The sequence below is a fragment of the Nocardia sp. NPDC006044 genome (assembly GCF_042871115.1).
Classification (GTDB): Bacteria; Actinomycetota; Actinomycetes; order Mycobacteriales; family Mycobacteriaceae; genus Nocardia.
Genome location: NZ_JBIAID010000008.1, coordinates 25,653 through 42,546, shown reverse-complemented (window position 1 = coordinate 42,546; position 16,894 = coordinate 25,653). Strand labels below are relative to the sequence as shown.

Below are 16,894 nucleotides of genomic sequence, written 5' to 3'. Positions count from 1 at the left end.
AATACGGCGGAGGTAGCCAAATGAGGGTGGCCAAGCGGACAGCGGTGGTGATCGGCGCGATGGTGTCGGTCGGCGCGCTGCTGGTGTCCTGTAGCGGGCAGGTGAGCAACTCGGGGAGCGGTGACAGCAAAAAGCTGGTGCTGATTCCGGGCGTCGCCGACGAGCCGTTCTACATCTCGATGCAGTGCGGCGCGCAGGACGAGGCCGCGAAGCTCGGCTACAAGCTGGACACGCAGGCGCCGACCAAGTTCGACGCCGGGTCGCAGACCCCGGTGCTGACCGGTGTGGTGGCGAACAAGCCGGGCGGCATCCTGATCGCGCCGACGCACGCCACCGCCATGGCCAATCCGATCAAGCAGGCCAAGGACGCGGGCATCAAGATCGTCGAGGTGGATACCGCGCTGGACGACACTTCCGTTGCGCTGTCGTCGATTTCGTCGGACAACAAGAAGGGCGGCGCGCTCGCTGCGCAGACCCTGGCGAAGCTGGTCGGGGACAAGGGCCCGGTGCTGGTGATCAACACCAAGGCGGGTACGTCCACCACCGACGCGCGGGCGCAGGGCTTCGAGGACGCGGTGAAGAGCTTCCCCGGCATCACCTCGCTCGGCGTGCAGTACAACAATAACGAAGCGGCACAGGCGGCTTCGATCGTCACCGCGACGCTGGCCGCACATCCGGACCTGGCCGGTATCTTCGCGACCAACCTCAGCTCGGCCGAGGGCGCGGCCACCGGTCTGCGCAACGCGAACAAGCTCGGCCAGGTCAAACTGGTCGGCTTCGACGCGAGCCCCAAGCAGGTGGAGGACCTGAAAGCCGGTACGGTGCAAGCGCTTATCGCCCAGGACCCGGCGGGCATCGGGGCCAAGGGGGTCGATCAGGCGGCCGCGGCGATCGAAGGCAAGCCGGTCACCCGCAACATCCAGACCGACATGATCGCCATCACGCAGGCCGACATGGACGCCAACTCGAAGTACTTCTACAAGCGCAAGTGCTGAGGGTTATCCGATGAGGGGCCGACCGGACGCCCCGCGTCCGGTCGGCACGGGGTGCGCTGCAGATTCTGCGCCCCCGGACGGGATATCCAGCAAACTTCTGGAAACACCCAAAACGGATCATCCGTGCTCTATCATGATTCGCGGCGCCCCTCTGATCGGCGTCCGCACGCCTCGCCCTCCCCGGGTGAGGTGGCCTCTACCCAGTTCACTGCTCTACGCACTTCGAGTCTTCTGTAGCTCGACAGCTAGAAGTAACGAACCGAAGGAGAAGAGGACATGATCGGATCCATCGTGGGCAACAGTCTGGCAATGTTCATGGCCGCTGTCCTGGCCGTCGCTTTCCCGATCGGCGGCTCCATCATGGACGCCGTGCTGCTGCCGATGGCCGCCATCGTGAGCCCCATGTTGTTCTTGGGCAGCTGAGCGTCCCGCGTTTCCGCGCGTAATCCAGCGTGAGTTCGGCTGTGCGGGAAGGTGTTCGACGGGACCTCGCCGGGATCGGATCGAGTTGAACGAGATCCGGCCCCGGCGAGGTCGCCATCAGTCCTCCACCCGGACCGAGTATTCCGCGTTGGCCAGGGCGTTCAGCACGTCGTCGCGGTGGTTCGGGCCGCGCGTTTCCAGGGTGAGCGAGACCTCCACCTCGCCGAGGGCCAGGCGGCTGCCGGTGCGGGCGTGTGCCACGTCGACCACGCTGGCGCCGGTCTTGCCGACCACCCCGAGCAGCGCGCTCAACCCGCCCGGCCGATCCGAGATCGTCACGCGCACATCGAGATAACGCCCCGCCGCGCTGAGTCCGTGGCCGATCAGGCGGGTGAGCAGCAGCGGGTCGATATTGCCGCCGGACAGCACCGCGCACACCGGACCCTTCAGGTCCAGTTCCGTTGCGGTGCAACTCATCAACGCCGCGACCGACGCCGCGCCCGCCGGCTCGACGATCAGCTTGGCCCGCTCCAGGCACAGCAGCAGCGCCTTGGACAGCGAGTCCTCGTCCACGGTCAGCATCGCCGGAACGTGCTCGGCCACATGCACGAACGGCACCTGGCCAGGCAGCCCGACGGCGATACCGTCGGCCATCGTCGACATCCGCCCCACCCGCACCGGCTTGCCCGCCGCCAGTGAATCCGGCCAGGCCGCCGCCTCCTTCGCCTGCACCCCGATCACCCGCACCTGCGGGGCCAGCTGATGAAGCGCCACCGCGATGCCGGCCAGCAGCCCGCCGCCGCCGGTCGGCACCAGCACCGTGCCGACATCGGGGATCTGCTCCAGGATCTCCAGCGCCACCGTCGCCTGCCCGGCCACGACGTCCGGGTGGTCGAACGGATGGATCAGCGTCGCGCCCGTGCGCTCGGCGAAGTCCTTGGCCGCGTCCAGCGCGTCCTCGATCGTCTCGCCGACCTGCCGCACCTCGGCGCCGTAGGCCTTGGTCGCCGCCAGCTTGGGCAGCGAGGCGCCCACCGGCATGAAAACCGTCGAGGTGATACCGAGCGAGGTCGCCGCCCAGGCCACCCCCTGCGCGTGGTTGCCCGCGCTCGCGGCAACCACGCCGCGAGCGCGGTCCGCGGCGGGCAGATTGGCGATCCGGTTATAGGCGCCGCGCGGCTTGAACGACCCGGTCCGCTGCAAGTTCTCGCACTTCAGCCACACCTCGGTGCCCGCGCGCTCGGACAGCACGCGCGACGCCACGATGGGCGTCTTCCGAATCACCGGCGCGAGCAACTCCGCGGCAGCGGCGATTCGTTCCATCCCGACCAACTCCATGCCGCACATGCTGCCACTCCCGGGCCGAAACGTCCGACGATTCTGAACTGGGTGTCTCGCCCCCAAGACTCCCGGTCGTAGCCCCCCGACCGAATGCGCCCAGCACTGCGGGACAACGACAGCAGGGACGCCTGCACTCGGCGGGCACTCGACTGACCGGGACCTTCGTCGTGTCTCGGGGACTGGCGGAGACCTTGGGTCAGGCAGGTCAGGCGGCTTTCGCGAGGTTGTGGGCGAGGGTGCCGAGGCGGGCCAGGCGGGCGTCGCCGAGGGGAGTGAGACGGCCGCCGAGGCGGTTGGTGATGAAACCGAGGGACATGCCGGTGGCGGGGTCGGCGAAGGCGCCGGAGCCGCCGAGGCCGAAGTGGCCGAAGGCGGAGATCGGGTCGGCCCTGGAGGGTTTCATCGGAACCGCGTGATAGCCGAGCGCCCAGGGAACCCGCAGGGCGAGAACGTAATCCGGGGTGAAGACCTGGCGCTGCGTGATCAGCTCGATCGTCTCCGGGCGGAGCAGCCGGTAGCCGTCGAGTTCGCCGCCGTTGGCGAGCGCGCCGTAGACGCGGGCGAGTGAGCGGGCGGAGAAAACGCCGTTGAGGCCGGGCATCACCGAATCATGCAGGCGCGAATCGGAAACCAGATCGGCGAAGCCCTTGGGCGTGGTGTCCATGGCGGCGGAGAATCTGGTCCTGCCGAGCAGTCGCGAGCTGTTCTCCCAGCTCATTCCCGCGACGGTCAGGCGGGGGAAGTTGGTCGCGATGCGGTCGCGTTCGGCGTCCGGGACGCGGAACCAGAGTTCCTCGGCGGCAAGCGGTTCGGCGATCTCGGTGCGCAGCACCTCGGTGAACTCGGTGCCGGTGACCTGGCGGACCAGCTCGGCGACCAAGTGCCCGAAGGTGATTCCGTGATACCCGCTGGTGACCAGGCGGCGCGGGTCCGGCTCGGCCGCGGCGAGCGCCGCGGTCACCGCCGCGTCGTCGAAGAACCGGTCGTACGGTCCGGGCAGCAGGCCGCGCAGGCGATGCAAACCCGCTCGGTGACTGAGCAATTCGCGCACCGTTATGCGGTCCTTGCCCGCGGCGGCGAAGGCGGGCCAGTACGTCGCGACCGGCTCGTCGTAGGCGACCGCGCCGCGCTCGGCCAGCCGGTGCAGCAGCGTGCTGGCCACGCCCTTGCCGGTCGAATACGCCATGGCGACGGTGTCGCGCGCCCATGGGACCTCCGGCCGCGCGTACCCGGCCCAGACGTCCACCACCGGCTCGCCGTGCAGGTAGACCGCGAGCGCCCCACCGCCGTCGCCGGGTCGCCGGAAGAGCCGGTCGAACTCGGCGACCAGGGTCGCGAACCGGCGATCTACGAACTGTGCTGCCGAAACCGTCATCGGGAACTCTCTGTAGTACGGGTCCGGTCCACAATTACACGGATGTGCCGGATCACCGCAAAGGCCGGCTGGTGCGACCGGTTGGTTCTGTCCGAATACGTTTCCTGAGCGTCACACAGCTGACCGAAACCGCAACACGCCTGGCCTAGCGTGTTTCGCATGCCCCCGAGACGACGTTCGGCGCTGCTCGCGAGGTTGGTTGTCGACGCACCCGGCCGACCGCAAGTGATCCTCGGCGAATTACGCCGGGTGATCCTGGACGGCGCCGTGCCGCCGTGCACGGTCATCCCGCTGCGCGAGGTGGCCGAGCTGTTCGGGGTGAGTCACATCCCGGTCCGGGAGGCGCTGAAGACGCTGATCGGGGAGGGCCTGGTCACCCACGAACCGCACGGCGGCTACGCGGTGGCCCAGCTGACCGCCGCCGAACTGCGCGAGATGTACATCGTGCGGGAGACGTTGGAGAACGCGTCGCTGGCCGCGGCCGCGCTGAACGCGGACGGCGCCGACCGGGCCGCCCTGATCGAGGTGAACGCGCTGCTCGAGCAGGCGATCCGGGACGACGATCCGGCCGCCTACCATCGCCAATCGCGCAACTTCCATGTCGCGCTGACCAAGCCGTCGCGCATGTTCCGGCTGCTGCACATGCTGGAATCGGCGTGGAACGTGACCGAGCCGGTGCAGTCGATGGTGCACATCAGCCGGGGCGACCGGGTGCGGCTGCACACCGACCATGCGCTCATGATGGACGCGTTCCTGGCTCGCGACGTCGATCGCCTGCTGCTCATCGCCGAACGCCATCACCGCAGGCTGGAGACGGTCATCTCGACTCTGCCGACGGACACCGGCCTGCTCGCGCCGGAAGATATATCTGCCGCGCAATAGCCGGGCAATAACGACGCAACGGGCGGGCAATGGCGAATCCCTACCGTCGTTTCGATCACAGTTTCACCTCCCGGATGGGAAACACCATGACCGAAACCATCGCGGCACCGAGCGTCGTAACCCCACCTGTCGCCGTTCCCGGCACCGTGCCACCGAATTACGATCCACGGCTCACCAATGCCGACCTCGCGCCGCTGCGCAAGCAGACCTGGGGTTCGTACAACATCTTCGCCTTCTGGATGTCGGACGTGCACAGCGTCGGCGGCTACGTCACCGCGGGCAGCCTGTTCGCGCTCGGCCTGGCCAGCTGGCAGGTGCTGGCCGCCCTGCTGATCGGCATCACCATCGTCTATTTCTTCTGCAATCTGGTGGCGAAGCCGAGCCAGGTGACCGGTGTGCCGTATCCGGTCATGTGCCGCAGCGCCTTCGGGGTGATCGGCGCCAATATCCCGGCCATCATCCGCGGGTTGATCGCGGTGGCCTGGTACGGGATTCAGACCTTCCTGGCGTCGGCGGCGCTGGATGTCGTTCTGGTGAAGCTCTTTCCGGGTTTGGCGCCCTATGCGGTGGTCGACGACTACGGCTTCCTCGGTCTTTCGTTGCTCGGGTGGGGGAGTTATCTGGCGCTGTGGGTGGTGCAGGCGTGCGTGTTCTGGCGCGGCATGGAATCCATCCGTAAGTTCATCGACTTCTGCGGGCCCGCGGTCTATGTGGTGATGTTCCTGCTCTGCGGATACCTGATCGCGAAAGCCGGTTGGAGCGCCATCGATCTGAACCTCGGGGACGTGAAATACACCGGCTGGGACTCGCTGCCGGTGATGCTCGGCGCCATCGCGCTGGTGGTGTCCTACTTCTCCGGGCCGATGCTGAACTTCGGCGACTTCTCCCGCTACGGAAAGACTTTCGCCGCCGTGCGGCGCGGGAACCTGCTCGGCCTGCCGGTCAACTTCCTGCTGTTCTCGCTGCTGGTGGTGGTCACCGCCTCGCTCACCGTTCCGGTGTACGGCGAGCTGATCACCGACCCGGTCGCGACGGTCGCGCGCATCGACAGCACGTTCGCGATCGTGTTGGGCGCGTTGACCTTCACCGTCGCCACCGTCGGCATCAACATCGTGGCGAACTTCATCTCGCCGGCCTTCGACTTCTCGCACGTTGACCCGCAACGGATCAGCTGGCGGGCGGGCGGCATGATCGCGGCGGTCGGTTCGGTGCTGATCACCCCGTGGAACCTCTACAACAACCCCGAGGTCATTCACTACACGCTCGAGGTGCTCGGCGCGTTCATCGGCCCGCTGTTCGGTGTGCTCATCGCCGACTACTACCTGGTGCGCAAGCAGCACGTGGTGGTGGACGACCTGTTCACCCTGTCGAAGACCGGACGTTATTGGTACAGCAAGGGTTACAACCCGGCGGCGGTTCTCGCCACCGCGATCGGCGCCGTGGTCGCGGTGATCCCGGTGCTGGCCAAGGACGTCACCGGCATGTACACCGCGGCGCAGTATAGCTGGTTCATCGGCTGCGGCCTCGGCTTCGCCGTCTACTACGTGCTGGCCACCCGAACGAGGCTGGCGGTGAAGGGAGTACCTGCCTGATGCGTATCCGTGTGGTCAACCCGAACACGACCCGGGCGATGACCGACACGATCGAGGAGTGTGCCAGGGCCGTCGCCGGTCCCGGCACGCTGCTCGACGCGGTGACCGCCGAGATGGGGCCCGCGTCGATCGAGAGTCACTACGACGAAGCCCTCAGCGTCCCAGGGATTCTCGCGGCCATCCGGCGTGGGGAGGCAGCGGGTGTCGACGGGTACGTGATCGCCTGCTTCGGCGATCCGGGGCTGGACGCCGCGCGCGAAGTGGCCGGGGGACCGGTGATCGGGATTGCCGAGGCGGCGATGGAAACGGCCAGTCACCTGGGCCGTGGGTTCAGCGTCGTCACGACCCTGAGCCGGACCATCGGACGCGCCGGCGATCTGGTGGAACGTTATGGACGGCAACGGTTTTGCCTCGGCATTCACGCCTGCGAGCTGCCGGTCCTGGCCTTGGACTCGGATCCGGATGCCCGCAAGATCGTCACCGAGGCCTGCCGGGAGGCGGTCGACGCCGACGGCTCCGACGCGATCGTGCTGGGCTGCGCGGGCATGGCGGACCTGTGCGCTGACATCCGCGACGAGATCGGGGTCCCGGTGATCGACGGAGTCGCTGCCGCGACCCTGACCGTCCAGTCGCTGATCACGCTCGGCCTGCGCAAGTCCGGCAGGGGAGAGTTCGCTGCGCCCCCGCCCAAGTCCTACACCGGCCTGCTGCACAGCTTCGGTAGGTTCCCGCACCATTCCTGATTTCCCGCACCGAGAATCGCATGCGAAATTCGGTGCGGGAAATCAGAAGTGGTGCGGCTGCGTGGGCTAGGCGGCGACGGCGGTGCGGAGGGCGTGCAGGGTCAGGTCGGGGGGGGGGGGGGGGGGGGGGGCCCCGGGGGGCGGGGGCCGGGGGGGGGGGGGGGGGGGCGGGGGGCCGGGGGGGGGGGGGGGGGCGCCCGCGCGTAGGAAGAGAGAGCCGCAGGGGGGGCGGGCGGGCCCCCCCCCCCCCCCCCCCAACCGGGTGAACGGGCCGCCGTCGAGTTCGATGCGGACCGCGCGGCCGTCGAACCTGGTGTCCCAGAACTCTTTACGGCCCTTGCCGCGGAAGGTGCCTGCCGCGATGACACCGGGGAAGAAGGTGCCCGGCGCGCGCACCCACGGCGGGCGCAGGTCCACCTCGGCCCGGACCACCTGGGTGATGTCGGAGAGATCGAAGGTGATGTGCTCCCGCAGCGCGAGCACCTGGTGTCCACCGACCACCTGGATCGTCACAGTCGTCCCCGTGACCTCGATTTCGACCATCGCGCACCTCACTTCGCCGACAACTCCTACGCACCTCACAATGCCGGGTGGACCTGGTCATAGCCTGTGCCGTTCCTATGATTTCTCTCAGGGTTCGCGACATTGCTTTACGTAGATATGCGCATTTATCAATGTGATTGCCAGCAAGATCTTGACTCGCTCGCCTGTGTGTCGGACCCAAAAACAGCATGGACGGTATGGGATTCTTCCCCTGCGCGTGCTCCACCCGTTTTTGCAGGTATACCGCCCGCGAGAAGAGGTGCCGCAGTGTTGATGCTCGGGAAGGCCGCCGCCACGACCGCCGTAGCCGCGGCATTGCTCGTCCCGTTCGACCTTCCCGTCGCAACCGCGCTGCCGCCCGCGGGCACCTGCGCGAACGGCGACTTCCGCTGGACGGCCGTGGACGGCGCGATCGACATGACCCCGCACGTACTCACCTTCACCTCGGTCGGCACGCTGCGCGACTGTTCCGGCGGACCCGCGGGCATCACCGGCGGCACCTTCACCGGTACGCACATCGCGACCTCGGACTGCATGCGCCCGGCGGACGGCCCGATCACCGTGGACGTGCTCTGGTCGAACGGCGAGACGAGCAGGCTGTGGGGGCCGTGGCCGGTCACCATGCAGCAGCCGACGATCGGCACGCTGGACGTGGTCGACGGTCTCGGTCAGGGCAGCCGGGTCCGGATCACCGCCGACTACGAGATGATGACGCCGGCCATGGTCGGCGGCTGTCTCGGTCCCGGCCTGCGCACCGGCGTCGGACGGCTCAGCGCGGCCACGTTTCAGTGAGCGCCCGCTCGGCCAGCTCGAGCACGCCGGTCAGCCACGGCGTGTAGGCGTCCGGCTCGGCGGCCATTGCCTCGTGCAGCGCGTCGGGCGCCATCCAGACGTAGTCGGCCACCTCGTCCGGGTTCGGTCGCGGTGCGCCGGCGGTGAGCCGGCCGACCAGCACGTGGTCCCATTCGACTTCGACCCGGCCGGTCGACGGATCCTCGGCGCGATAGCGGTACACGCCCACCTCGGTGAAGGTGGTGGCCAGGCCCATCTCCTCGGCGAGGCGGACCGCGGCCGCCGCGGCGACCGGCTCGCCCGGCGCGGGATGGCCGCAGCAGGCGTTGGACCACCGCGACGGGAAGCGGGTCTTCACCGCGGCCCGTTGCTGCAACAACACCCGCCCGGCGTCGTCGAACAGCAGCACCGAGAACGCGCGGTGCAGCTGTCCCGGCGCCTGATGCGCCTGTGACACCGGGCAGGTGCCGATCGCGTGCCCCGCGTCGTCGACCAGTTCGACGGGCAAAGCTTCGCGATCGGTGAATGCCGGGGGAGCGGTGTCGGTCACCTGCCCACCTTATCGGCGGCGATCAACAGGTACTGGAAGCTGCCCTCCCGGTACGCGGTCAGGAACGGCTGCTCGACACCCGTCGCGAGCTCCGATTTCGTGCGCAGCTCCCAGTACGGGATGGTCGCCGCGGTGAGGTCGGTCACGTCGACCGGGACGAGGTTGTTCTCCGCCATCGCGCGGAAGTATTCGCTGCGCGGATGGATCATGCAGCCGTAGTGCGCGTCGATCCAGCTGACCGAGGACGAGCGGCCGCCGGTGACGTCGTTGGAACAACCGGTGATGCACACGTAGCGCCCGCCCGGTTCGAGCAGCCGGGAGAACTCGTGGAACAGATCGAACAGGTCGACGTACATGGTGGTCTCGTTGGTCCAGATGCCGCGCATCGACCACGGCTCGAAACCGGTCTCCAGCATGTTCCGGAAGTGGAAGCGCACCTTGTCGTCCACCCCGCGCTCGGCGGCCTGCTCGTTGGCGAAGCGGACCTGGTACTCGGAGATGGTGACGCCGTCGACCTGACAGCCGAAACGCTGGTTCGCCATGAAACTCGTGCCGCCCCGGCCGGATCCGCCGTCCATCAGGCGCTGGTCCGGGTGGACGGTGCCGAGATGGTCCAGTAGCAGCTGCGCCTGCGCGGTCTCCAACCGGTGCAGCTCCTTGACGATGCGCTGCTGCCGGGTCTCCTCCGGACCGGTCAGCACCGAGAGGTCCGGGGCGCCGATGCCGTAGTGGTGGTGGTAAAGCCCGTCCACCTCACCGAGTTTCGTGTTGACCCGGTCATCGTTCGGGTTGTTGTTCCAGTACGCGGCAACGGCCTTCTGGTAGCTGGTCTGAAGCACGGCATCGGTGTCCGGATTGAGAATGGTCATGCCAATTCACCCTCTCTCGTTGCAGCACTGAATATTTCATCGGCGGGGGTCACCGCCGTGGAGGTGTCGCGGCTTCGGTGATCTACTGGTCGGAGTACCGTTTGCTCTCCGCATGCCAGGCGCGGCTGCCGCCTAGCCAGGCCCAGACGCCGGTGAGGAACCGGCGTAGTTCGGCGGAGCCGGTGGCGGCCAGCGGTGCCGCCTCGAGTTCGACGCGATGCATCAGTTCGTCGTGCAACTCGGCGGTGCGCAGCACCGCCTCGTGCCGGGTGCAGCCCTCCTCCGCGACCAGGACCGTCGGCAGGTTGAATTCCCTTCCGTCCGAACGGTCTTCGCGGGCCATCGAGTACAGGTCATTCACCAGCTGGCTGGCCAGCGCGGCGGTGGTGATCACCCGGCGCACCCGGGGATCGGTGTATTCGGCGGCTTGGAGTTCGTAGCCACCGACCATATCGATCGGCGCCATGCAGGGCAGGAAGCTGTGCGGCTGGCGGTTGGTCAGGTATTCCCAGGCCGGTGGTGTCCGCCCGGATTGCCGCCAGCCCGCTTCGGCGCCGAGCGCGATGAACCAGCCCGCGATCTCGGTGCGCAGCCGCGCCAATTGCGCCGGTGTGGAGAACTGGCCCAGGTGCGCGAATCCGCTGCGGAAGGCCCGCACGATCGGGTCCGCCTGCAATGCCTGCTCGATCCGCGCGGCGTAGCGGGCGGGCAGGTGCACGGGATCGATTGCGGCGGCGGCGAGTTCGAGGCGCGGTCCCAGTTCCGCCTCGGCGCTCGACGGCGTGCCGTCGGGTGCGACGTCACTGGCGTCGGCATCACAGTAGTAGTCGTCCACCGCCCACTCGGCCACCGCGCATTTCGCCGCGGCGAGCAGCCGATCCGGGTCGTCGCAATCGGGATGGGCAAGCATGATCAACCGCCCGAACCCCGCGTCCCGCAGCTCGTCCAACCTGCCCTCGTAGAGGCCGATCGAACCGGCCCACGCGACGATCCGCTCGTTGACATCGGCCGCCAGCACCGGGTCATCACGCATCGGCGGTGGGCAGTAGAGCGGCGGGATCGCCGAACCCTCGGCGCCGCGCCGCGTCGACGCGGTACCCAATCCGGTTGGACCGGTGGGGATTCGACCCCCGGATGGCTCCGATGATCGATCGACCGTTCGAGCGATGGCGGGATCGATCGAGCTGGTCGATGGTGTCGCCTGCCCCACGCTGGCGGGCGCGGTGCCGCTGTTGTGGGTCGATCCGGTACCTAATCCGGTTGGGCCAGTGGGGATACCGCTTCCCATCGACTCGTCGGATCGGCTGGCCGGTGGAGCTGCAGGACCGAACGAGAGGGGCGGACCGGTCGGGACGGACGATTCCGGCGCGGCGGGGGCGGTCGATGGAGACGCTACGACGGCAGGCAACACCGCGCCGGTGGACCGCACGGGTGGCGGTGCCGATGCGGTTGACGAGATGTACTGTGGGACAGCGGATCCTGACGGATCAGCGGGCGGGTTTATCGGTAGTGTCGAAGTCCCGAGTCCACGCGGACCGAGTATGCGAAGCCGATCGGGCGCGTTCAGGGTCGGCGCGCCGGGGGTGTCCGGTATCGGGACACCCGGGTCTTGCGGAGTAGCCGAGTCGGTCACCTCTGGAGACAGGGAATCGTTGTGCGTCAACAGTGGCGGGGCGCTGCCGCCTAGGTCGGACAGCAGGGCGGCGACGGCGGTGGCGACCTCGTGGGTCGCGGGCAGGGCCATAGTGCGGGACAGCATCGACATGGCGCATCACCTCGTCAGTCGGTTTGCCGGGCGACCAGGACGTTGTCGAGCGCGCCGAGTGCGTCCGGTACCAGTACGGCGGCGGAGTAGTAGCAGCTGACCAGGTACGAAATGATCGACTGGTCGTCGATGCCTTTGAACCGGACGTTGAGGCTCGGTTCGTATTCGTCGGGCAGGCCGGTCTGGTGCAGGCCGATCACGCCCTGGTCCTTCTCACCGGTCCGCATGGCGAGGATCGTGGTGGTCTGGGTCGGGCTGACCCCTAGCTTGCCGCAGGGGAAGATCGGGACGCCGCGCCAGGCGGGTACGCGGTGTCCGTCGACGTCGACGGGGTCGGGGTAGAGGGCGCGTTTGCTGCATTCGCGGCCGAAGGCGGCGATCGCTTTCGGGTGGGCCAGAAAGAGTTTGGTGCTGCGCCGCATGCTGAGCAGCTCGTCCATGTCGTCGGGGGTGGGCGGGCCGGACTCGGTCGAGATGCGCTGCTTGAGGTCGCAGTTGTGCAGCAGCCCGAAGTCGGGATTGTTGACCAGGTCGTGCTCGCGCCGCTCATAGAGCGCCTCGACGGTCAGGCGTAACTGCTGTTCGACCTGATCCATCGGATCGTTGAACAGATCGGCGACGCGGGTGTGCACCCGCAGCACGCTCTGCGCGAGGCTTAGCTCGTATTCGCGCGGCGCGGCGTCGTAGTCGACGAACGTTCCGGTGAGTAGCGGCTCGCCCGCGTGGCCGGAGGCGATCTCGATCGCGGCCTCGCCCTTGGTGTTCTGCGGCCGGGCCGGCGCCTCGGCCATTCTGGACAGTTGCTCGCGTAGCCGCGGCGAGTTGCCGAGCACGTCGTGCAGGGCCTGGCGGGGGAGTACCAGAAGGGTTGTCCTGGTGACCGTTTTGACGGTGACCGGCCAGACCGCGTGCGGGTCGGTGAAGATTTGATCGCCGAAGTAATTACCGCCCGCCAGAATGCCGAGCATGGTGCGTTCGTTGTATTCGCCGATGCCGTTCTTGGTCAGCTTGCCGTGCACGACCAGGACGAGCTGATGCATCGGATTGCCGAATTCGGCGACGATGCTGCCGGGCGCGAGATCGTGCTGCTGGAATCGCTGTGCGAGGGCGTGCAGCGCCTGCTCGTCGTCGAAATCCCGCAGGGCGGGCAGCTCCCGTAATTCCGCCGGAATGACGCGGGCCTGCGAGCCGTCCACGTCGAATTCGACCTCGCCGTTGCCGAGGGTGTGGGTGAGCCGCCGGTTGACCCGGTAGACACCGCCTTTGACCTGGGTCCACGGCAGCATGCGGGTGAGCCAGCGGGAGCTGATGCCCTGCATCTGGGGTTCGGATTTGGTGGTGTGCGCCAGCTTGGCCGCGGCCGAGGTGCTGAGGCTCTTGCGGTGGTTGTTTTCCGTTTGGACCGGCATTTCGATAGTCATGCGTTGTCCTCACCTCGAGAGGGTCACCCCGTGATGCGGCGACGGTTATTCTGCACAGCAAAACAAGCGGGCAAAAGGCCCGTGAAACCAGTCACTCGAGCGAAATGGCTTACGCGACAGTGCGTTCCAGACGGCATCGATCTTAGGTCGGACAGCGGGCCGCACGCAGCGAAACGGCGGATACCGTCGCGGATGGTTACGACACGCTGCCGATCGAATCGCCGGGACATAACTTCCCGGCAGGAATCGAGAGAACCACGGACAGGTCGCCGCCTGGTAGCTACCGTGCGCGGCGGGCTTCGCGGGAATCTGCCGATATTCGGCCACTGACCCCGGATTACGTGCATGGATCGGGTCACAGCGGACACATAATGGACACACGATGTGGGAAGCTCGTCTGAAACATCGCCGCGTACTTCTTGGGGACCGAAGGGTATCCCTCCGGTGGAGTACGCGGAGACGGATGAGGGCAACGTTCTAGGGTAGGGCCAGGAGCGATCTTGAAGTTCAGTGCGAAGGATTTGGTCGGATCGGTACAGCGGTTGATGGCGACCGCGCAGAACGGCCTCGAGGTCATCCGCTTCGGCGGGTTGACCCACGACGTCGAGTCGTCCCCGTTCGAGGTGGTCGAGCGAAGGCGGATGTACCGGCTGCGGCATTACTTCCCCGACGACACTACGCCGGGGCGCCCCGTCGCGCTGCTGGTGCCGCCGCTGATGGTGAACGCGGACATCTGGGACGTGAACGTCGAGGACGGTGCCGTCGGCATCCTGCAGCGCGGCGGAATCGACTGCTGGGTGGTCGATTTCGGCTCCCCGGCGAGCGAGGAGGGTGGCTGGGAGCGCGACCTCGCCGACCACGTACTCGCGGTGAGCAGCGCGATCGACGCGGTGACCGAGGCGACCGGCAGCGCCGTGCACCTGATGGGCTACTCCCAGGGTGGCATGTTCGCCTACCAGGTCGCCGCCTACCGCTACGGCAAGGGCGTGCAGAGCATCGTGACCTTCGGCAGCCCGGTCGATGTGGTCGCGGGCATGCCGTTCGGACTGCCCTACGGGATGGTCTCCGAAGTCGCCGACTTCCTGGCCGATCACGTGGTCACCCGGCTGCCGATCACCGACTCCATGGTGCGCATCGGCTTCCAGATGCTGGACCCGATGAAGACGGCCAAGGCCAGGATCGACTTCCTGCGCCAGCTGCACGACCGGGAGGCGTTGCTGCCCAAGGAGCGTCAGCGCCGGTTCCTGAACAACGACGGCTGGGTCGGTTACGCCGGACCGGCCGCCGCCGATCTGCTCAAGCAGTTCGTCGCGCACAACCGGTTGATGCTGGGCGGCTTCGTGATTCGCGATCAGCCGGTCTCGCTCGCCGAGTTGAAGTGCCCGATCCTGGCGTTCGTCGGCGAGGTCGACGACATCGGCCAGCCCGCCGCGGTGCGCGGCATCGTGCGGGCCGCGCCGAACGCGGAGGTGTACGAGGCGAACCTGGTCGCCGGGCACTTCGGCCTGGTGGCGGGCAGCACGGCGACCAATCACACCTGGCCGCTGGTGCGGCAGTGGATCGACTGGCTCGAGCGGGACACCCTGCTGCCGCCGGAGATCCACCGGATGGCCGAGCATGTGGACAGCAACCGGCCGCGTTCGGCGGCCACCCGCGTGGTGCACACCGCCGCGACCCTGGCCGAGGCCGGTGCGGGCGTCGGTAAGGCGCTGGAAGGCATCGCGAGCAATACCGTCCGCGGCTCGGTCGAGCTGGCCGGCGAGGCGGCGCGGGCGCTGCCGCGGCTCACCCGGCTCGGCATGATTCAGCCGCACACCCGGATCTCGCTCGGGCGGTTGATCGCCGAGCAGGGCCGGCGGGCGCCGTTGAAGGATCTGTTCCTGTTCGAGGATCGGGTGCACACCAATGCGGCGGTGAACGTGCGCATCGATAACGTGGTGCGCGGGCTCATCTCGGTCGGCATCCGGCCGGCGATGCGGGTCGGCGTGATCATGGAGACCCGGCCCAGTGCGCTGGCGACGGTGGCCGCGCTGTCCCGGCTCGGTGCGGTGGCGGTGCTGCTCGCGCCGGGCAGCGAGTTGGTCCGTGCGCTCGAAATCACCGGCGTGGACACGGTTGTCGCGGATCCGGAGAACCTGCGGCAAGCCGCCTCGACCGGCGCGCGGGTGCTGGTGCTCGGCGGTGGCGATTCCCGTCAGCTCGGTATTCCGTTGAGCGACAGGGTGATCGACCTGGAGCAGATCGATCCGGCGCAGGTGAAGCTGCCCGGGTGGTATCGGCCCGATCCCGGTCTGGCGCGCGAGCTGGCGTTCGTGCTGGTCACCGGCACCGGCGATCGGCTGGAGACCAAATTCATCAGCAACCATCGCTGGGCGCTGTCCGCGTTCGGCACCGCGACGACCGCCGATCTGAATCGCAGGGACACGGTGTATTGCCTTGCGCCGCTGCATCATTCGTCCGGACTGCTGGTGAGTCTGGGTGGCGCGATCGCGGGCGGTAGCCGGATCGCGCTGGCGCGTTCGCTGGATCCGGCGCAGTTCGCCGAGGAGGTGCACCGCTACGGCGTCACCGTCGTCACCTACACCTGGACGATGTTGCGCGACATCCTCGACGCGCAGGTGTTCCCGGCCGGGCATCGGCATCCGATCCGCTTGTTCATCGGCTCCGGCATGCCCGCGGGCCTGTGGCGGCGGACCACCGAGCAGTTCGATCCGGCTCGGGTGCTGGAGTTCTACGCCTCCATCGAGGGCGACGTGGTGCTGGCCAACGTGAAGGGCGTGAAGCGCGGCTGCAAGGGCAGGCCGGTGCCGGGCACCGCACGGGTCGAGCTGGTCGCCTACGACCCGATCGCCGAGGAGATCCTGGTCGACGACTCGGGGTATGCCCGCCGGTGCGCGGACAACGAGGTCGGACTGCTGATCGGCAAGGCCTCGGAGGGGGTGGACATCTCCGCGGGCGGGTTGCGCGGCGTGTTCGCGCCGGGTGATTCGTGGATGCCGACGGAGAATCTGTTCCGCCGCGACAGCGAGGGGGACTACTGGCTGGTCGATCGCAAGGACACGGTGATCCATACACCGCGCGGGCCGGTGTATGGGCAGCCGATCGTCGACGTGCTCAACGACATCACCGCGATCGACATGGAGGTGGCCTACGGTCTCGAGGTCGGGGAGGCGGCGGCCGGCGGCGTGGGTAGACACTGCATCGCCGTCGCCGCGGTGAGTGTGCGCAAGGGTTTCCGGTTGGAGCCGAAGGACGTGACCGAGGCGTTGCGTGCGCTCGAACCCAGCAAGCGGCCCGATCTGGTCTACGTGGTGGACGAGATCCCGCGCAGCTCGTCCTACCGGCCGTCCACGCGGGCGGTGCAGGCGGCGGGTCGTCCGGTGCCGGGCCCGGACACCTGGTGGTTCAATCGGGCGTCCGACGCGTACGAGATCCTCACCGAGGACGACGCGACGCGCGTCCTCGGCGACAGCTGACACCCTGAATCGAGTTGTCGAGCGGCCGGATTCACCGGTTCGGCCGCTCGACCCGGTCGTGCGTGCGGGTACCCCGCGCCGTACCATCCGACGCTGACGTTGCTGCCCGATTTGTCAGGAGTACTTG

At 67.9% G+C, this 16,894-nt stretch carries 13 protein-coding genes; 7 read left to right on the top strand and 6 right to left on the bottom strand.

The genetic code is table 11. From position 1 onward, the window contains the following. Positions 1–20: 20 nt before the first annotated feature. Together ACFYO1_RS42080 and ACFYO1_RS42075 are read left to right on the top strand one after the other, a co-directional pair. The gene (locus tag ACFYO1_RS42080) at positions 21–995 is read left to right on the top strand and encodes an ABC transporter substrate-binding protein (RefSeq protein WP_387244746.1); all 975 of its coding nucleotides are present in this window, start codon (positions 21–23) and stop codon (positions 993–995) included. Between the two features lie 276 nt (positions 996–1,271). Continuing rightward, positions 1,272–1,418 (top strand): hypothetical protein, encoded by a 147-nt coding sequence (locus tag ACFYO1_RS42075; RefSeq protein ID WP_387244743.1) that lies wholly within the window; start codon positions 1,272–1,274, stop codon positions 1,416–1,418. A 117-nt stretch (positions 1,419–1,535) separates the two neighbouring features. On the opposite strand, the gene ilvA is transcribed toward ACFYO1_RS42075, so the two are convergent. Together ilvA and ACFYO1_RS42065 are read right to left on the bottom strand one after the other, a co-directional pair. After that, complete coding sequence (ilvA, locus tag ACFYO1_RS42070) at positions 1,536–2,765, bottom strand: threonine ammonia-lyase (RefSeq protein WP_387244740.1); 1,230 nt, start codon at positions 2,763–2,765, stop codon at positions 1,536–1,538. A 199-nt stretch (positions 2,766–2,964) separates the two neighbouring features. Next, positions 2,965–4,134 carry a serine hydrolase domain-containing protein gene (locus tag ACFYO1_RS42065; RefSeq protein WP_387244738.1) on the bottom strand — a complete coding sequence of 390 codons (1,170 nt, stop codon included), beginning with the start codon at positions 4,132–4,134 and terminating at the stop codon, positions 2,965–2,967. Between the two features lie 159 nt (positions 4,135–4,293). On the opposite strand from ACFYO1_RS42065, the gene ACFYO1_RS42060 reads away from it, so the two are divergent. The 4 genes from ACFYO1_RS42060 to ACFYO1_RS42045 all read left to right on the top strand — a co-directional run bounded on the left by ACFYO1_RS42060 (position 4,294) and on the right by ACFYO1_RS42045 (position 8,686). After that, positions 4,294–5,016 (top strand): GntR family transcriptional regulator, encoded by a 723-nt coding sequence (locus ACFYO1_RS42060; protein ID WP_387244735.1) that lies wholly within the window; start codon positions 4,294–4,296, stop codon positions 5,014–5,016. Positions 5,017–5,102: 86 nt separating this feature from the next. Continuing rightward, positions 5,103–6,608, top strand: coding sequence for an NCS1 family nucleobase:cation symporter-1 (locus tag ACFYO1_RS42055; protein WP_387244732.1), 1,506 nt, complete (start codon positions 5,103–5,105; stop codon positions 6,606–6,608). Further along, positions 6,608–7,351 (top strand): aspartate/glutamate racemase family protein, encoded by a 744-nt coding sequence (locus ACFYO1_RS42050; RefSeq protein ID WP_387244729.1) that lies wholly within the window; start codon positions 6,608–6,610, stop codon positions 7,349–7,351. Before ACFYO1_RS42055 ends, ACFYO1_RS42050 begins: the two co-directional genes overlap by 1 nt. Positions 7,352–8,161: 810 nt before the next feature. Continuing rightward, on the top strand, positions 8,162–8,686 hold the full coding sequence (locus ACFYO1_RS42045) for a hypothetical protein (protein ID WP_387244726.1): 525 nt from the start codon (positions 8,162–8,164) through the stop codon (positions 8,684–8,686). On the opposite strand, the gene idi is transcribed toward ACFYO1_RS42045, so the two are convergent. From idi to ACFYO1_RS42025, 4 genes are all read right to left on the bottom strand, one after another. Beyond that, positions 8,664–9,236, bottom strand: a complete 573-nt coding sequence (idi, locus tag ACFYO1_RS42040; protein ID WP_387244723.1) for an isopentenyl-diphosphate Delta-isomerase — start codon at positions 9,234–9,236, stop codon at positions 8,664–8,666. The two genes, ACFYO1_RS42045 and idi, sit on opposite strands and share 23 nt — an antisense overlap. Continuing rightward, entirely contained in the window at positions 9,233–10,105 is an 873-nt protein-coding gene (locus ACFYO1_RS42035; RefSeq protein ID WP_387244720.1) for a geranyl diphosphate 2-C-methyltransferase, read from the bottom strand. Before ACFYO1_RS42035 ends, idi begins: the two co-directional genes overlap by 4 nt. Positions 10,106–10,187: 82 nt before the next feature. Continuing rightward, on the bottom strand, positions 10,188–11,393 hold the full coding sequence (locus ACFYO1_RS42030) for a family 2 encapsulin nanocompartment cargo protein terpene cyclase (protein WP_387244716.1): 1,206 nt from the start codon (positions 11,391–11,393) through the stop codon (positions 10,188–10,190). Positions 11,394–11,884: 491 nt separating this feature from the next. Beyond that, positions 11,885–13,291, bottom strand: a complete 1,407-nt coding sequence (locus tag ACFYO1_RS42025) for a family 2B encapsulin nanocompartment shell protein (protein ID WP_387244713.1) — start codon at positions 13,289–13,291, stop codon at positions 11,885–11,887. A gap of 500 nt (positions 13,292–13,791) precedes the next feature. On the opposite strand from ACFYO1_RS42025, the gene ACFYO1_RS42020 reads away from it, so the two are divergent. Then, positions 13,792–16,767 (top strand): acyl-CoA synthetase, encoded by a 2,976-nt coding sequence (locus ACFYO1_RS42020; protein ID WP_387244710.1) that lies wholly within the window; start codon positions 13,792–13,794, stop codon positions 16,765–16,767. The last annotated feature ends 127 nt before the right edge of the window (positions 16,768–16,894 follow it).